Origin of the sequence: Saccharothrix sp. 6-C, assembly GCF_016695385.1 — a bacterium.
In the GTDB taxonomy this organism is placed as follows: Bacteria; Actinomycetota; Actinomycetes; order Mycobacteriales; family Pseudonocardiaceae; genus Actinosynnema; species Actinosynnema texasense.
In genome coordinates, this window is sequence record NZ_CP064192.1 from 6,845,498 (window position 1) to 6,859,975 (window position 14,478).

A 14,478-nucleotide genomic window follows, 5' to 3' on the forward strand; every position below is an offset into this window, starting at 1 on the left:
CGAAGCGGTCAGTTCACCGGGATGATGGTCGGCACGATCATCGGCCGCCGGCGGTAGGTCTCGGCGACCCAGCGGCCCACCACGCGGCGCACGGCCTGCGCGATGCGGTGCGAGTCGGTGATGCCCTCGGCCTCCGTGCGGGACAGTTCCATCTCCACCAGGGACACCGCCTGGTCCAACGCCTTGGGGTCGTCGGAGAAACCCCGGCCGGACACGGTCGGCGGCGCGACCGCGCGACCGCTGCTGGAGTCGACGGCCACGGTGATCGCGATGAACCCGCCCTCGCCGAGCACGAGCCGGTCGGAGAGGGTCGACTCGCCGACGTCGCCGACCGACAGGCCGTCCACGTAGACGTGGCCCACCTCGACCCGGCCGCTGATCGCCGCCTTGCCGTCGACCAGGTCGACCACCACGCCGTCCTCGGCGATGACGACCTGATCCTCGGCCACGCCCGTCGCCACGGCCAGCGCCGCGTTCGCCCGCAGGTGCCGCCACTCGCCGTGCACCGGCATCACGTTCGACGGCCGCACCGCGTTGTAGAGGAACAGCAGCTCGCCGGCCGGCGAGTGCCCGGACACGTGCACCTTGGCGTTGCCCTGGTGCACGACCGTCGCGCCCAGCCGCGCCAGGCCGTTCACCACGCCGAACACCGCGTTCTCGTTGCCCGGGATCAACGACGACGCCAGCACGATCGTGTCGCCGGCCCTGATCGAGATCTGCCGGTGCTCGCCGCGCGCCATGCGGGACAACGCCGACAGCGGCTCGCCCTGCGACCCGGTCGACACGAACATGACCTCGTCCTCGGGCATGTCCATCGCCTCGTTGAGGTCGACGAACAACCCGGCGGGCACGTTCAGGTAGCCCAGCTCGGCCGCGATGCCCATGTTGCGCACCATCGACCGGCCGACCAGCGCGACCCGCCGCTCGTGCCGCACGGCCACGTCCAGCACCTGCTGCACCCGGTGCACGTGGGAGGCGAAGCACGCCACGATCACCCGCTGGTCGGCCTTGCGGACCACGTTCTCCAGCACCGGCCCGATCTCGCGCTCCGGCGCGACGAACCCGGGCACCTCGGCGTTGGTCGAGTCGACCAGGAACAGGTCGACGCCCTCGTCGCCGAGCCGAGAGAACCCGGCCAGGTCGGTGAGCCTGCCGTCGAGCGGCAGCTGGTCGAGCTTGATGTCGCCGGTGTGCAGCACGAGCCCGGCGGAGGTGCGGACGGCGACCGCGACCGCGTCCGGGATGGAGTGGTTGACCGCGAAGAACTCCAGCTCGTACGGCCCGTACGAGCGCCGGTCGCCGTCGGTGATCTCGATCAGCCGGGGCGTCTGGCGGTGCTCCTTGCACTTCGCCGCGAGCAGCGCCAGCGTGAACCGCGAGCCGACCACCGGCAGGTCGGGGCGCAGCTTCAGCAGGAACGGCACCGCGCCGATGTGGTCCTCGTGCCCGTGGGTGAGCACCAGGGCCTCGATGTCGTCCAACCGGTCCTCGATGGCCCGGAAGTCCGGGAGGATCAGGTCGACGCCAGGCTGGTCGTCCTCGGGGAAGAGCACGCCGCAGTCCACGACGAGCAGCCGGCCGGCGTGCTCGAACACCGTCATGTTGCGGCCGATCTCGCCAATTCCACCCAGAGCGACGACGCGCAGACCTCCGTCGGGCAGTGCGGGCGGGGGTGAGCTCGGGTTGATCACGCGTTGACTCCCAATTCGGCCTCGACGGCCTCGATGTCCTCTGTTGAAGCGGGTACCAGCGGCAGCCTCGGGTCGCCCACGTCGAGGCCGCGCAGGCGCAGGGCGGCCTTGGCGTAGGTGACGCCGGGCATCCGGCTGAAGGGCCGCAGCAGCGGCAGCAGCGACTGGTGGATCGCGGTCGCGCCGGCGACGTCGCCGGACTCGAACGCGTCGAGCATGTCGCGCAGCCGGTCCGCGGCGATGTGCGAGACGACGCTGACGAAGCCGACCGCGCCGACCGACAGCCACGGCAGGTTCAGCGGGTCGTCACCGGAGTAGTAGGCCAGGTCGGTGGCGGCGATGACCTTGCTGCCCGCGTGCAGGTCGCCCTTGGCGTCCTTCACCGCGACGATCCGCGGGTGCTCGGCGAGCCGCAGCAGGGTCGGCACCTCGATCGGGATCACGGCGCGCGGCGGGATGTCGTACAGCATCACGGGCACGCCGACCTGGTCGGCCACGGTGGTGAAGTGCGCGAACACACCCTCCTGGGTGGGCCGCGAGTAGTACGGGGTGACCAGCAGCAGGCCGTGCGCGCCGGCCGCCTCCGCCTGCTTGGCCAGGTGCACGCTGTGCGCGGTGTCGTAGGTGCCCGCGCCGCTGACCACGGTGGCGCGGTCGCCGACCGCCTCGACCACGGCGCGGAGCAGGTCCGCCTTCTCCGCGTCGGTGGTGGTGGGGCTCTCGCCGGTGGTGCCGTTGACCACGAGACCGTCGTTGCCCAGCTCGACCAGGTGCTCGGCGAGCCGCTGCGCCTTGGCCAGGTCCACCGCCCCCTCCGCGTCGAACGGGGTGACCATGGCGGTGAGCACGCGGCCGAACGGTCGGCCGGGCGCGGCGGTAGGACTTCCGGTCATGGGCGGAAATCTACCGCGTCACCCTCGGCAAGCTGCGACTACATGCTCCGGTCGAGGCCCCGCACCAGCCGCACGGCCTCGTCCGCGCCGTCGTACTCGACCCTCGCGGCGGACCGGCCGAACACGTGCACCAGCAATTCCGAGACTTGCCCGGTCAGCACCACGGGGTCCGCCCCACGCTTGGCCACGACCGCGTCGCCGTCCGGGCGGCGCAGCACCACCCCGACCGGGCTCTTGCGGTACATCAGCCGGGCGACCGGCGCGAGCCGCCGCCACAGCACCGCGTCTCGTACCGGATCGGGTGAACGCGGCTCCCAGTCGTCGCGCGCCCGGCGCACGTCCTCGTGGTGCACGAAGTACTCGACGGAGTTCACCAGCTCGTCGACCAGCGCGTAGGGCGAGTACCAGGGCGGGCCGCCGCGCACCAGCCCGACCAGCTCGTCCCACGGCCGGGCCGCGAAGGCGTCCTGGACGCGCTGCGTGTGCCCGGCCAGCGGCTTGAGCAGGATGCCCGCCCCCGCGTCCGGCCGGCGGTCCCGCAGCACGAGGTGGGCGGCCAGGTCGCGGGCGCGCCACGGGTCGCACAACGTGGGCGCGTCCGGCCCCACCTCGGCGAACAGCTCGCCCAACTGCCTGCGTTCGTCCTGTGCGACGCCCATGGCCCCACGTTACTTGGCGTACAGCTGGTCCTTCAGCGCGGTGCCGTCCTTGTTCCACAGCACGCACGCCACGTCGCGGTAGCGCTTGTCCGACGACGAGGCCTTCGCCGGGTCCTCCGCCCAGACGCCCGAGGTCGGCACGACGGCGACGTAGCGGAGCTTGGTCTGCTTGTCCTTCACCGGCACCCGCTCGGACATGAAGTACATCGTGCAGAACGTCTCCGCGTACCCGCGCAGCCACTCGTCGCCCGGGTAGGGCATCTTGTCCGACCCGAACGGCTCGGCCGCCGCGTAGACCTCGACCCGGTGCGGCTCCTCGCAGTCGGTGTAGTTGACCGTGGTGTTGGGGTCGACCAGGTTGTCGCCGCACTGGCCGTTGCCCGCCTTGAACTGGGCGGGCTCGATCGTGCCGCCCGGCCCGTAGGTGACCGTCTCGGCCATCGCGGCGGGCGGCTTGTCGGTGAACCACCACCGGCCGAGGAGCACGCCCGCGACGAGCAGCGCCACGGCCGCCACCGCCGTGCCGGCGATCAGCAGCTTCTTGAGCCACGGCTTCCGCGCGGCGGTGGGCGGGGTGTAGTGCATGGTCGGGTTCGGCGCGCCGAACCCGGTCGGCGGCGTCGGCTGGGCCGCCGCGCGTTCCAGCATGGCGCGCGCCTGCGGACCGGTCAGCCGGGCGTTCGGGTCGGGCATCATCAGGCCGGTGATCACCGCGCCGAGCACGCCGTGCGCCCTGGTCAGCCGGGGCATCTCGTTCATGATCGCGTGCAGGGTGGACGCGGTGGTCGGCCGGTCGTACGGGTTGGCGCCCTCGACGGCGTAGCAGAGCGTCGCGCCGAGCGCCCACAGGTCGGAGGCGGGCGAGGCCTCGTTGCCGTGGATGCGCTCCGGCGACATGTAGGCGGGCGAGCCGATGAGGCTGCCGCTGGTGGTCAACCGGGGGTCGTCCACGGCCTGGGCGATGCCGAAGTCGGTGAGCTTCACCCGGCCGGCGGGCGTGACCATGAGGTTGCCGGGTTTGACGTCGCGGTGCACGATCCCGGCCTGGTGCGCGGAGTCCAACGCGGACAGCGCCTGCACGGCCATCGAGATGACCCGGTCCTGCGGCATCGGGCCGTGGGCGCTGATCAGGGTGGACAGGGTGGCGGCCTCGACCAGCTCCATCACGATGTAGGTCATGCCGTGCTCGGCGACCACGTCGAACACGGTGACCACGCCGGGGTCGTTCAGCCGGCCCGCGGTGCGCGCCTCGCGCAGCACCCGCTCCTCCAGCACCCGGCGCTCCTCCAGCGCGATGCCGTCGGGCAGGTGCAGCTCCTTGATGGCCACCTGGCGGCCGATCACGTTGTCCTGCGCGCGCCAGACGACGCCCATGCCGCCGCGTCCCAGCTCGGCGAGCAGGGTGTACCTGCCCGCGATCACCCGGGGTTGAGTGCTCACACCTTGCGTCGGACCAGTCACCGTCACTCCTCGAAACCCGCGGACCGGGCGGAACGCTACTTCAGACCGCGTGTCGCCCGATCCGGTTTCACGGTTTCGTGACTTCGTGCCCGGACGACCGCAGCGCCTGCACGGCCCGGGCCAGGTCGCCCGACTTCACCAGCAGGTGGTCGGTGTCGTAGGTGGACAGTGCGAACAGGCTCACACCCGCCGCGGCCAGTTCACCCGACAGGGCGGCCATGATGCCAGTGAGGGTGAACTCCAGCGGACCGCGCACGGTCAGCAGCCGCCAGCCGGGCTGCGCGGTGTCCGCTTCCGGCGCGTGCTCGACCGGGCACACGATCGACAGCTCGTCGGGGGTCCTGGTCACCGACACCAGGCCGGGCGCGTCGAGCAGCCCGGCCGGGACGGGCGCGTCGGCGGGCAGCCGCACGACCGCGTACTCGCCCGGCCGGACGTCGACGATCAGCCGCTTCACCGGCCGTCAGCCTTCGGTGACCAGCGGGCTGGAGGCGACCTCGGAGCCGTCGGCCAGGGTGGAGATGGCGAAGTCGGCGAACACGTTGGCTGCCGCCTTCTGCAACTGGCGCAGGCACTCCACGGCCAGCGCGCGGATCTCCACGTCGGCGTGCTCGGTGGCGCGCATGGCGATGAAGTGCCGCCACGCCCGGTAGTTGCCGGTCACCACGATGCGGGTCTCGGTGGCGTTGGGCAGGATCGCCCTGGCCGCCTGACGGGCCTGCTTGCGGCGCAGGGTGGCGCTGGGCACGTCGGAGAACTTCTCCTCCAGGCCCTTCAGCAGCTCGTTGTAGGCCTCGACGCTGGCCTGCGCGGCGGCGAGGAACTTCTCGTGCAGCTCCGGGTCGTTCGCGATGACGTCCGGCTCGACCATGGCGGCGTTGCGCTCGGGCACGTACCGCTGGGACAGCTGCGAGTACGAGAAGTGGCGGTGCCGGATCAGCTCGTGCGTGAGCGAGCGGGAGATGCCGGTCAGGTAGAAGCTGACCGAGCCGTGCTCCAGCACGGACAGGTGGCCGACCTCGATGATGTGCTTGATGTAGCCAGAGTTCGTGGCGGTGGCCGGGTTCGGCTTGGTCCACGACTGGTAGCAGGCGCGGCCGGCGAACTCCGCCAGCGCCTCGCCGCCGTCGGCGTCGGTGGACCACGGGACGCCGTCCGGGGGGAAGAACTCCGTCTTCGCGATCAACTGCACCTTCGGCGCCACCGTCTCAGCCATGGCCCGAACCCTAACCGAAGCCGTCCGGGCCGTTGCCCGACACCGGGGCCCGGACGCCGCCGTTCGGCGGACGGGTCGGCGTCCGTTCGCGACCCGCACCGTGCCGTCATGAACGACATCACCGATCCGCTTGACTGATGTCAGATTTGACGTCATGGTGGTGTCATGGATCTGTCGCCGTACATCGCCGCACTGCGCGAGGACCTCGCGACGGCCGCGTCCGCCGGGGACGACAACACCCGGCGCACCGCGGCCCTGCTGTCCGCAGCCTTGGAGCCCGCCGCGCGGCTCGCGCTCATGAACGCGCTGTCCGACCTGGCCGCGGAGGTCACCGCGGCCCTCGACGGCCCTGTGGTCGACGTGCGGTTGGACGGACGGGACGTGCAGGTGGTCGTCACCGGCACGGCCGCTCGGGAAGAACACGAACCCGAGCCCCGGGAAGTTCCCCGGCCCTCCGCCGGTGACGCCACGCGCGTCACCCTGCGCCTGCTGGACGAGCTGAAGTCCAAGGCCGAGCAGGCGGCCGCGGCCCAGGGGATGTCGCTCAACACGTTCGTCGCGCAGGCCGTGCAGGGCGCGGTCGGCGGGCGGCGCGGTGGCGGCGGCCACAAGCACTGGGGGCCGCCGAAGGACCAGTCGGGCGGCGATCCGTCGTCGTCCTCCCGCGTCCGCGGCTGGGTGCAGGGCTGAGGGGGAGAGATGGAATCGGATGTCGTCGTGCGACAGCAGAGCTTCGAGGTCGACGGGACGGTGGAGGTCGACGTGGCGCTGCTCGCCGGCCGGGTGCGGGTGCACCTGGTCGACGAGCCGGGCGTGCACGTCGAGGTCAAGCACGACCCGTCGCCGGGCGAGTCCTGGTCGGCAGGCCTGTCCGGGCTGCTGAGCTGGGTGAACGACCAGTTCGGCAACGGGCGGGCGCAGCCGGCCGGACCGGCGGAGGCGGTGCGCGACGCCCGCCTCGAGCTGTCCGGCGGGCGGGTGAAGGTGCACTCGTCCAAGGCGCTGCCGCTGCGCGCCGTGCCGCTGAGCGTGACGGTGCGGGCGCCGGCCGGCTCCCACGTGATCACCAAGGCGGGCTCGGCGGAGGTGACCGTGACCGGCTCGGCGGGCCGGTTGGAGCTCCAGACCGGCACCGGTGACGTGACCGCGGATCGCGCGGAGGCCTCGTCGCAGGTCAACTCGGGTTCGGGCAAGCTGAGGCTCGGGCCGATGCTCGGCGGGCTGCGGGCGAAGACCGGCAGCGGCGACGTCGAGGTGTCGTCGGTCGGCGGGAACACCGTGATCTACACGGGCACCGGCGACGTGTGGCTGGGCGCCGTGCAGAACGACGTGCAGGTGCGCACCGGCGGCGGTGACGTCACCATCGCCGACGCCGCGTCCGGCAAGGTCCAGCTCGGCACCGGCTCGGGCGACGTGCGGGTCGGCGTGCGGCCCGGGGTGGCGGCGCAGGTCGACCTGGTCTCCAACTCGGGCTCGGCGCGCAGCGAGCTGGACGTCTCCGACACCCCGCCGGCGGACGAGCCGTCCCTGTTCATCACCGGCCGGACCGGCAGCGGCACCGCCATGGTGACCACGGCGACCACGGCCTGACCCCCGGTCCTCGGACCGAACCGCGGCGCGCGCACCCCCGATGCGCGCGCCGCGGTTCCCTACTGCCCGGGTCGCAGTCCCGCCACCAGCAGTGACACCACGGCGTCGAACACCTCGTCGACGTCCGGGGCGGACCACTCGCCGGCGTGGGCCGGGTCGTGGAAGCGCGCGGTGGCGGCGAAGACGGCCTTGGCGCTGACGGCCGGGTCCTCGGTGGCGAAGTCGCCGGCGGCCACGCCGTCGGCGACGATCCTGGTGAGGTCGTCGACCATCGCCGCGATGTGCGTGGCGACGACGGCGCTGTTCTCGTTCACCAGCACGGAGAACGTGGCGAACAGCTCCGGGTCGCCCAGGGCCTTCCTGCGCTTGGCTTCGAAGAGGGCCGCCAGCCAGTCGCGCAGGCGCTGCGGCGCGGGCGTGTCGGCGGCGGCCAGCTCGGCGAGGCCCGCGTGCGCGCGGTCGAGCCAGCGCTGGGTGACGGCCTCCCGCAGCGCCGTCTTGGTCGGGAAGTGCCGGTAGACGCTGCCGTGGCTCACGCCGAGGGCGCGGGCCACGTCCACCACGGTCGCCTTGGCCGGGCCGAAGCGGCGCAGGACGTCCTCGGTGGCGCCGAGGACGACCTCCGCGGTCAGTGGGCCTTCCGCCACGTGGTGCTCCCTGGTGTCGCCGGCTGGTCCGGTCAATTGTGCGCGCACCGGCCGGCGGCACGGACCGCGGTCAGCGCTCGCTGTCCAGGTGCGCCATCAGGGCCGGCGCGTACCGCTCCCCCGCCGCGGCGTCGGCCGGGACCGCCGCTTCGATCCGGGCCAGGTCCGCCCCGGTGAGGGTGACGTCCAGCGCGCCCAGCGCCTCGGTCAGCCGGTCGCGGCGGCGGGCGCCCACCAGCGGCACGATGTCCTCGCCCTGGGCCAGGACCCACGATGGCCAGCTGCGCGACCGTGGCGCCCTTCTCGGCGGCCACCGCGCGCAACGCCTCCACCAGCGACAGGTTGTGGTCCAGGTTCTCGCCCTGGAAGCGCGGCGAGACGGCGCGGAAGTCGCCGGCGCCCTTGGTCGCCGTCCAGTGGCCCGAGATCAGGCCGCGCGACAGCACGCCGTACGCGGTGACGCCGACGCCCAGCTCGCGGGCGGTGGGCAGGATCTCCTCCTCGATGCCCCGCGAGATCAGCGAGTACTCGATCTGGAGGTCGACGATCGGGTGGACCGCGGCGGCCCGGCGGAGCGTGTCCGCGCCCACCTCGGACAGGCCGATGTGGCGGACCCGGCCCTTCTCGACCTCCTCCTTGATCGCGCCGACGGTCTCCTCGATCGGGACGGCCGGGTCGAGGCGGGCCGGGCGGTAGACGTCGACGTGGTCCGTGCCGAGCCGGCGCAGCGTGTAGGCGAGGAAGTTGCGCACCGCCTCGGGCCGGGCGTCGTTGCCGTGCCAGCCGCCGTCCGCGTCGCGCAGCGCGCCGAACTTGACGCTGATCGCCACGTCGTCGCGGTCGCGCTCGCGCAGGGCCTGGCGGATCAGCAGCTCGTTGTGCCCCATGCCGTAGAAGTCGCCGGTGTCGAGCAGGGTCACGCCGGCGTCGACGGCGGCGTGGATGGTGGCCACGCTCTCCGCCTCGTCGGCCGGGCCGTACAGGTCCGACATGCCCATGCAGCCCAGGCCGAGCGCCGACACCTCGGGACCGGTCGTGCCCAGGACTCGACGCCGGGTCACGCGGTGGGTGGAGTTCGTCATGTCTCCACTATGGGACTTGGGCTGACAGATTTCAACTTCTGTCAGCCCATCGAGTCCCCGGTCTCAGCGAGCCACCGCTTTCAGCACCCCCGCGAGGTCCCCCTTGAGCACCACCTCGACGTCGTCCAGGGCCAGCCAGTCCGCCATGTGCCGCAGCTCGGCGGCCAGCTCGACCGCCACCCGGCCCACGTCCGCGGTCGGCTCGGCGTACGCCGCCTGCACCCGCAGCACGCCCGCCGCCCGGTCCGCCTTCAGGTCGACCCGCGCCACCAGCTCGCCGTCCAGCAGGAACGGGAACACGTAGTAGCCGTGCACCCGCTTCGGCGCGGGCACGTAGATCTCGATCCGGTAGAAGAAGCCGAAGATCCGCTCGGTCCGGGCCCGCTCCCAGATCAGCGGGTCGAACGGGCACAGCAGCGCCCGGCCGGTGATCCGCCGCGGCACGCGCGCCTCGACGTGCCGGTACGCGGGCGCGCCCCACCCCTGCACCTCGACCGGCTCCAGCACTCCGGCCTCGACCAGCTCCGCCACGGCCTGCCGGCTGCGCGCGGGCTGCAAGCGGTAGTAGTCGCGCAGGTCGGGCTCAGTCGCCACGCCCAACGCCGTCGCCGCGCGCGCCACCAGCTCCCGCGCGCCTTCCTCCGCCGACACCGACCGCCACCGCGCCGACACCTCCGGCGGCAGCACGCGTTCGCTCAGGTCGTAGAGCCGCTCGAACCCGCGCCGCGACCCGGTGGTCAGCACGCCCTCGCCGAACAGGTACTCGCACACCTTCTTGACCTCGGACCAGTTCCAGCCCCAGTGGTCCTTGGCCCGCGGCCCGCCACCGGCCAACGCCTTCTCGATCGCGCCCGCGCCGAGCGGCCCCAGCTCCCGCACCACCGCCAGGATGTCGTCCACGAGGCGCGGCGAGCGCTCGGCGACCGCCGTGTGGTTCTTCCACCAGCCGGGGCGCTTGGCCCCGGAGTGCAGCAGCGGCCAGTCCTCCACCGGTACCAGGCTCGCCTCGTGCGCCCAGTACTCCACCAGCAGCCGCGGCTTCTGCGCGCTGTGCGACCACGCCGCCTCGTCCACCAACGACGGCGAGTAGGCGCCCAGCCTGCTGAACACCGGCATGTAGTGCGCGCGGACGGCCACGTTCACCGAGTCCAGCTGCAACAGCCGGACCCGCGACAGCACCTTCCGCAGGTGCCGCCGGGTGGGCTCGGCGGCGGGCCGGGCGTCGGCGAAACCCTGTGCCCCCAGCGCGATCCGGCGGGCGACGTCAGCGTTCATCTTCTGCACGGGGCGATACTCCCACCGGGGTACGACGTTTCCGCTCGGCCCGGACCACCAGCACCACCGCCGCGACCACCAGCAGACCGCCGAGCAGCTGCCGCACCCCGAACCGCTCGTCGGCCAGCCACACCCCGAGCACCACCGCGATCACCGGGTTCACGTACGCGTAGGTCGCCACCGTCGACACCGGCAACTGCCCCAGCACGTACACGTACGAGCTGAACGCCAGCAACGACCCGAACACCACCAGGTAGCCCCACGCCACCCACGACGACGTGGTGATCGCGCCGAACGACACCCGTTCCCCCGCGGCCAGCCCCGCCACCGTCAACGCCACGCCGCCGGCCAGCATCTCCACCGCCGACAGCGCGAACGGGTTCGCCGGCGTGTCCAGCCGGCTGCTCAGGAACGACCCCAGCGCCCACCCGAACGCCGCCAGCAGCACCACCCACGGCCCCCACCACGACGACTCGCCCACGTCGTCCGACAACAACACGGCCAACCCCACCAGGCCGATGGCCACCCCCGCGTACGTCACGCGGTGCGGCCGTTCACCGGCGAACCGCCGCATCAGCACCACGTACAGCGGCACGGCCGCCACCAGCAGCGCCGCCAACCCCGACGCCACGGACTGCTCGGCCAGCACCACGAGCCCGTTGCCCCAGGCGGGCAGCAGCAGTCCCAGCAGCACCGCCGAGCCGAACTGCCGCCGCGTCATCCGCAGCCCGCCGCGCCACGCGACCACCACCGCCAGCACCGCGCCGGCGAGGAAGAACCGCGTGCCGGCCGACACCAGCGGCGGCATCGACTCGATGGTGAACCTGATGCCCAGGTAGGTCGAACCCCAGACCACGTACACGACGCCCAACGCTGCCCAACGCACGTCACCGACGCTTTCACGCCGCACCGCCGGAATCACGCGGATTTCCGCCGCGGGGACCGTGACGTCCGACGCTCCCGGCCCGGGCGGCGGCCGATAGGGTGCCCGCATGGCCGACGCCACCGTGCGCACCGCGCAGCCCGACGACGTGGCGGAGATCGCCCGCATCCACCGAGACACCTGGCGCACCGCCTACCGGGACATCGTGCCCGCCGAGGTCCTGGAGGCCATCGACGTCGACCGGACCGCGACCGCGTGGGCCGAGGCGGTCGGGCACGGTCAGGTGTTCGTCGCCGCCGAAGGCACGTGGACGGTCGGCTTCTGCGTCGCCGGGTCGGCGCCCGAGGAGGAAGTGGCGCGCGCCGACGGTTCGCTGCCCGAGGACGCGGCGACGACGGCGTTGCTGAGCGTGCTCGTGGAACCGCGTTGGGCCCGGCGCGGGCACGGCGGCAGGCTGCTCGCCACGGCCGCCTCCCACCTGCGTGAAGCCGGTGCGACGAGGGGCGTCGCGTGGGTGCCGGAGGCGGACAAGGCGTCGATCGGCTTCTACGGCAAGGCGGACTGGGAGGCCGACGGCACGGTCCGCACCCTGGACGCCGGCGGGCGGCCGTTGCGCGAGATCAGGGTTACCGGGGGGTTGTCCCTACTGCTCGAGCCGTGACGGCGCGGGTAGCCTCGCCAAGTGGTCGGGTGGTTGTGCCTCACGTTCAGCGTCGCCTTCGGGTCCGCGCTGGTGCCGCTCATCAGCATCGAGATCTTCGTCATCGGGCTGGTCACCCAGCAACCGGGCATCTCGTGGTGGTGGATCGGCATCGCGGTCGCCGTGGGCCAGGTGCTGGGCAAGATGTTCTACTTCCTGGCCGCACGCGGCTCGTTACGCCTGCCCTCGTTCCTGAAGCGCGAGGAGAAGCCCGCCAAGACGCTGTCGCCGTGGCGGCTGAAGTGGAAGACCAGGTTGGAGTGGGTGCGCGTGCGCTGCCACCGGCACCCCCACTGGATGTTCGGCACGCACGCGGTGAGCTCCGTGGTGGGCCTGCCGCCGTTCATGTTCACCACCGTGCTGGCGGGTCTGGCCGGCATGTCGTCCTGGCTGTTCATCTCCACCAGCGTGGCCGGCCGGTTCGCCCGGTTCAGCGTGCTCGCCGCCTCGCCTGCGGCGGTGGCTGGCTGGTGGGTGCACTGACCGCGCGCTGGTGGCGCACCAGGCGTTGCTCGGGCACCGTCAGCCCGTAGTGGTCGTGCAGCTCGGCCTGCTCGGCCTCGGAGAGGTCGCGGTCGCCGACCCTCGGCGCGTCCTCCACCTCCCGCTTGTCCACCGGCACCACGAGCCTGCGGTCCCGCACCTGGGCGCCGCGGATCGGGACGAGCGTCGTGCCCCCGTCGCGGCGCACGGAGGCCCACAGCGGCCGGTCGCCGGCCAGCCACACCCCCGCGACCGGGCCGATGGGCCGGCCGTGCCGATCGAGCACGTCACAGTCGTAGAGGCGGTCCACTGCTGCACGATCCATGCCTCACCGGTTACCCCGCCATCCGGCCGAGTGCGCGGTGAACCACCCGGTCGTGTGACGCCTAGGGCTGGTCGTCGGGGTCGCCCGCCCGACGGAGGTGACGGCGCACGACGAGCAGGACGGCGATGCCCACGGACGCCACGAGCAGGCTGATGACCAGGCCCAGGCGCAACGCGTCCACCCCGCTGTCGGGGCTCACTTCCGCGGACAGCACCACCGCCGGCTTCGGCGACGCGGTCGGCCAGGTGAACGCGGCGCCGGAGGCCGCCGACGACTCCGACGGCGTGGTCGTGGCCGATGACGACGAAGAGGACGTCGACGTCGTGGTGGAGGTCGTGGTCGTGGTCGTGGCGGACGGCGCGGTCGTGAGCGGCGGCGCGGACGTCGGCTCCGGCGCGTCGCTCGTCGTGCCCGCGGTCACGGGCGCGCCGGTGCACGGCACGCCGTCCACGGAGAACGACGTCGGCGCGGGGTTGCTGCCCGACCAGGCGCCGTTGAAGCCGACCGTGACCGACCGGCCCGTGGCCAGCGCGCCGTTGTAGGCGGTGTTCTTCACCCGCACCGCGCTGCCGCTCTGGCTGAACACGCCGTTCCACGTCTCGGACGTGATCCGCTGCCCGGCGGTGAACTCCCACTCCAGGGTCCAGCCCGAGAGCGGGTCGCCAAGGTTCGTCAGGGTGACGCGCGCGCCGAACCCGCTGCGCCACTGGTCGGTGACCACGTAGGCGACGTCGCAGCCGGCCGCGGCGCGCGCGGTGGCGGGCGACGTGACGAGACCGGTCGCGACCAGGGCCGCGGCGACGGCGAGAGCCGCCCGGACGATCCGAGCGAAGGTCATGGGCACTCCTGGGAACGGGCGGCGGTTCGCCTGATTCTTCCCCAGGAAGCCGGCCCGGTCAGCCGATCACGAGCGCGAGGCCCAGCGCGGCGACGACGACCAGGCAGGCGACGGTCAGTCTCAAGGTCTCGCAGGTCTTGGCCACGTCACCCACGGTAATCACGGCTACCGCAAGATCCAAGGTGACAGAGGGTGAAGACCGAATGAATCGCATCTCACCCGAGCGGACTAAGCCCGATTCTTCGGCGGGGAGAACAGATCGATCGCCGTCCGCATGGTCTCGCGGGCCCGGCCCCGGTCACCGGCCAGGTCGTAGGCCTGCGCGAGCAGGAACCACGCCCGCCAGTCCTCCGGCCGCGCCTCGACGTCGACCCGCCGCTGCTCGAACCAGGCGTCGGCCGCCTCCCGGTCCACTCGGCCGGACGGGCGACGCGGCAACCCGGACGTGTCGAGGAGCGCGCCCTCGGCGTCGAGCTGCCGCGCCATCCGCTCCGCGGTGAAGCCGAACCTCAGGTTCGTCCACGCGATCCACGCGCCGATCAGCGGCAGCAGGAGCACGCCTACCCCGAGGCCGATGCCGACCGGGTCGCCGGTGCCCAGCAGCACCACGGCCCGGCCGCCGAGCAGCACGAAGTACACCGCCAGCGCGGCGGTGATGACGAACGCGGCGGTGCGGGTCCTCACGGCGTCGGCTCCGTCGAGGACGGGTGCGGGTTCATCGGGAGCGGCGTCATC

17 protein-coding genes and 1 pseudogene are annotated in these 14,478 nt (G+C 72.7%); 4 read left to right on the top strand and 14 right to left on the bottom strand.

Annotated features, from left to right (window positions below; translation table 11 throughout):
- Nucleotides 1-8 precede the first annotated feature (8 nt).
- The 6 genes from IOD16_RS28950 to thyX all read right to left on the bottom strand — a co-directional run bounded on the left by IOD16_RS28950 (nucleotide 9) and on the right by thyX (nucleotide 5,920).
- Entirely contained in the window at nucleotides 9-1,691 is a 1,683-nt protein-coding gene (locus tag IOD16_RS28950; protein ID WP_201436880.1) for a ribonuclease J, read from the bottom strand.
- Nucleotides 1,688-2,584, bottom strand: coding sequence for a 4-hydroxy-tetrahydrodipicolinate synthase (dapA, locus tag IOD16_RS28955; protein ID WP_201436881.1), 897 nt, complete (start codon nucleotides 2,582-2,584; stop codon nucleotides 1,688-1,690). Before dapA ends, IOD16_RS28950 begins: the two co-directional genes overlap by 4 nt.
- A 38-nt stretch (nucleotides 2,585-2,622) precedes the next feature.
- A complete protein-coding gene (locus tag IOD16_RS28960; protein WP_123746067.1) occupies nucleotides 2,623-3,243 on the bottom strand; it encodes a TIGR03085 family metal-binding protein in 621 nt (206 codons plus the stop codon).
- Nucleotides 3,244-3,252: 9 nt separating this feature from the next.
- Nucleotides 3,253-4,683, bottom strand: coding sequence for a serine/threonine-protein kinase (locus IOD16_RS28965; protein WP_236594444.1), 1,431 nt, complete (start codon nucleotides 4,681-4,683; stop codon nucleotides 3,253-3,255).
- 88 nt (nucleotides 4,684-4,771) lie between these two features.
- Nucleotides 4,772-5,161, bottom strand: a complete 390-nt coding sequence (locus IOD16_RS28970) for an ACT domain-containing protein (protein ID WP_123746065.1) — start codon at nucleotides 5,159-5,161, stop codon at nucleotides 4,772-4,774.
- Between the two features lie 6 nt (nucleotides 5,162-5,167).
- Nucleotides 5,168-5,920, bottom strand: a complete 753-nt coding sequence (gene thyX, locus IOD16_RS28975; RefSeq protein ID WP_123746064.1) for an FAD-dependent thymidylate synthase — start codon at nucleotides 5,918-5,920, stop codon at nucleotides 5,168-5,170.
- 165 nt (nucleotides 5,921-6,085) lie between these two features.
- On the opposite strand from thyX, the gene IOD16_RS28980 reads away from it, so the two are divergent.
- Both IOD16_RS28980 and IOD16_RS28985 read left to right on the top strand, forming a co-directional pair.
- Nucleotides 6,086-6,610 (top strand): toxin-antitoxin system HicB family antitoxin, encoded by a 525-nt coding sequence (locus tag IOD16_RS28980; RefSeq protein WP_123746063.1) that lies wholly within the window; start codon nucleotides 6,086-6,088, stop codon nucleotides 6,608-6,610.
- A 9-nt stretch (nucleotides 6,611-6,619) separates the two neighbouring features.
- Complete coding sequence (locus IOD16_RS28985) at nucleotides 6,620-7,510, top strand: DUF4097 family beta strand repeat-containing protein (protein WP_201436882.1); 891 nt, start codon at nucleotides 6,620-6,622, stop codon at nucleotides 7,508-7,510.
- Between the two features lie 59 nt (nucleotides 7,511-7,569).
- On the opposite strand, the gene IOD16_RS28990 is transcribed toward IOD16_RS28985, so the two are convergent.
- From IOD16_RS28990 to IOD16_RS29005, 4 genes and pseudogenes are all read right to left on the bottom strand, one after another.
- Entirely contained in the window at nucleotides 7,570-8,157 is a 588-nt protein-coding gene (locus tag IOD16_RS28990) for a TetR family transcriptional regulator (RefSeq protein WP_201436883.1), read from the bottom strand.
- Between the two features lie 70 nt (nucleotides 8,158-8,227).
- Nucleotides 8,228-9,155, bottom strand: a pseudogene (locus IOD16_RS28995) (aldo/keto reductase).
- A gap of 147 nt (nucleotides 9,156-9,302) precedes the next feature.
- Complete coding sequence (locus IOD16_RS29000; RefSeq protein WP_201436884.1) at nucleotides 9,303-10,514, bottom strand: winged helix-turn-helix domain-containing protein; 1,212 nt, start codon at nucleotides 10,512-10,514, stop codon at nucleotides 9,303-9,305.
- Nucleotides 10,504-11,400 (bottom strand): EamA family transporter, encoded by an 897-nt coding sequence (locus IOD16_RS29005; protein WP_236594445.1) that lies wholly within the window; start codon nucleotides 11,398-11,400, stop codon nucleotides 10,504-10,506. The genes IOD16_RS29000 and IOD16_RS29005 overlap by 11 nt, the downstream gene beginning before the upstream one ends.
- Nucleotides 11,401-11,506: 106 nt before the next feature.
- Between IOD16_RS29005 and IOD16_RS29010 the strand changes: the two genes are divergently transcribed.
- Nucleotides 11,507-12,058: a GNAT family N-acetyltransferase gene (locus tag IOD16_RS29010; protein WP_201436886.1), complete on the top strand. Its 552-nt coding sequence runs from the start codon at nucleotides 11,507-11,509 to the stop codon at nucleotides 12,056-12,058.
- Nucleotides 12,059-12,079: 21 nt separating this feature from the next.
- Nucleotides 12,080-12,580 carry a hypothetical protein gene (locus tag IOD16_RS29015; RefSeq protein ID WP_201436887.1) on the top strand — a complete coding sequence of 167 codons (501 nt, stop codon included), beginning with the start codon at nucleotides 12,080-12,082 and terminating at the stop codon, nucleotides 12,578-12,580.
- On the opposite strand, the gene IOD16_RS29020 is transcribed toward IOD16_RS29015, so the two are convergent.
- The 4 genes from IOD16_RS29020 to IOD16_RS29030 all read right to left on the bottom strand — a co-directional run bounded on the left by IOD16_RS29020 (nucleotide 12,528) and on the right by IOD16_RS29030 (nucleotide 14,427).
- Entirely contained in the window at nucleotides 12,528-12,905 is a 378-nt protein-coding gene (locus IOD16_RS29020) for a hypothetical protein (protein ID WP_201436888.1), read from the bottom strand. The two genes, IOD16_RS29015 and IOD16_RS29020, sit on opposite strands and share 53 nt — an antisense overlap.
- Before the next feature lie 61 nt (nucleotides 12,906-12,966).
- Nucleotides 12,967-13,743: a cellulose-binding domain-containing protein gene (locus IOD16_RS29025; protein WP_201436889.1), complete on the bottom strand. Its 777-nt coding sequence runs from the start codon at nucleotides 13,741-13,743 to the stop codon at nucleotides 12,967-12,969.
- Between the two features lie 58 nt (nucleotides 13,744-13,801).
- Nucleotides 13,802-13,924 (bottom strand): hypothetical protein, encoded by a 123-nt coding sequence (locus IOD16_RS41125; protein ID WP_268957644.1) that lies wholly within the window; start codon nucleotides 13,922-13,924, stop codon nucleotides 13,802-13,804.
- Nucleotides 13,925-13,971: 47 nt separating this feature from the next.
- Nucleotides 13,972-14,427 carry a tetratricopeptide repeat protein gene (locus tag IOD16_RS29030; protein WP_123746054.1) on the bottom strand — a complete coding sequence of 152 codons (456 nt, stop codon included), beginning with the start codon at nucleotides 14,425-14,427 and terminating at the stop codon, nucleotides 13,972-13,974.
- Nucleotides 14,428-14,478 lie beyond the last annotated feature (51 nt).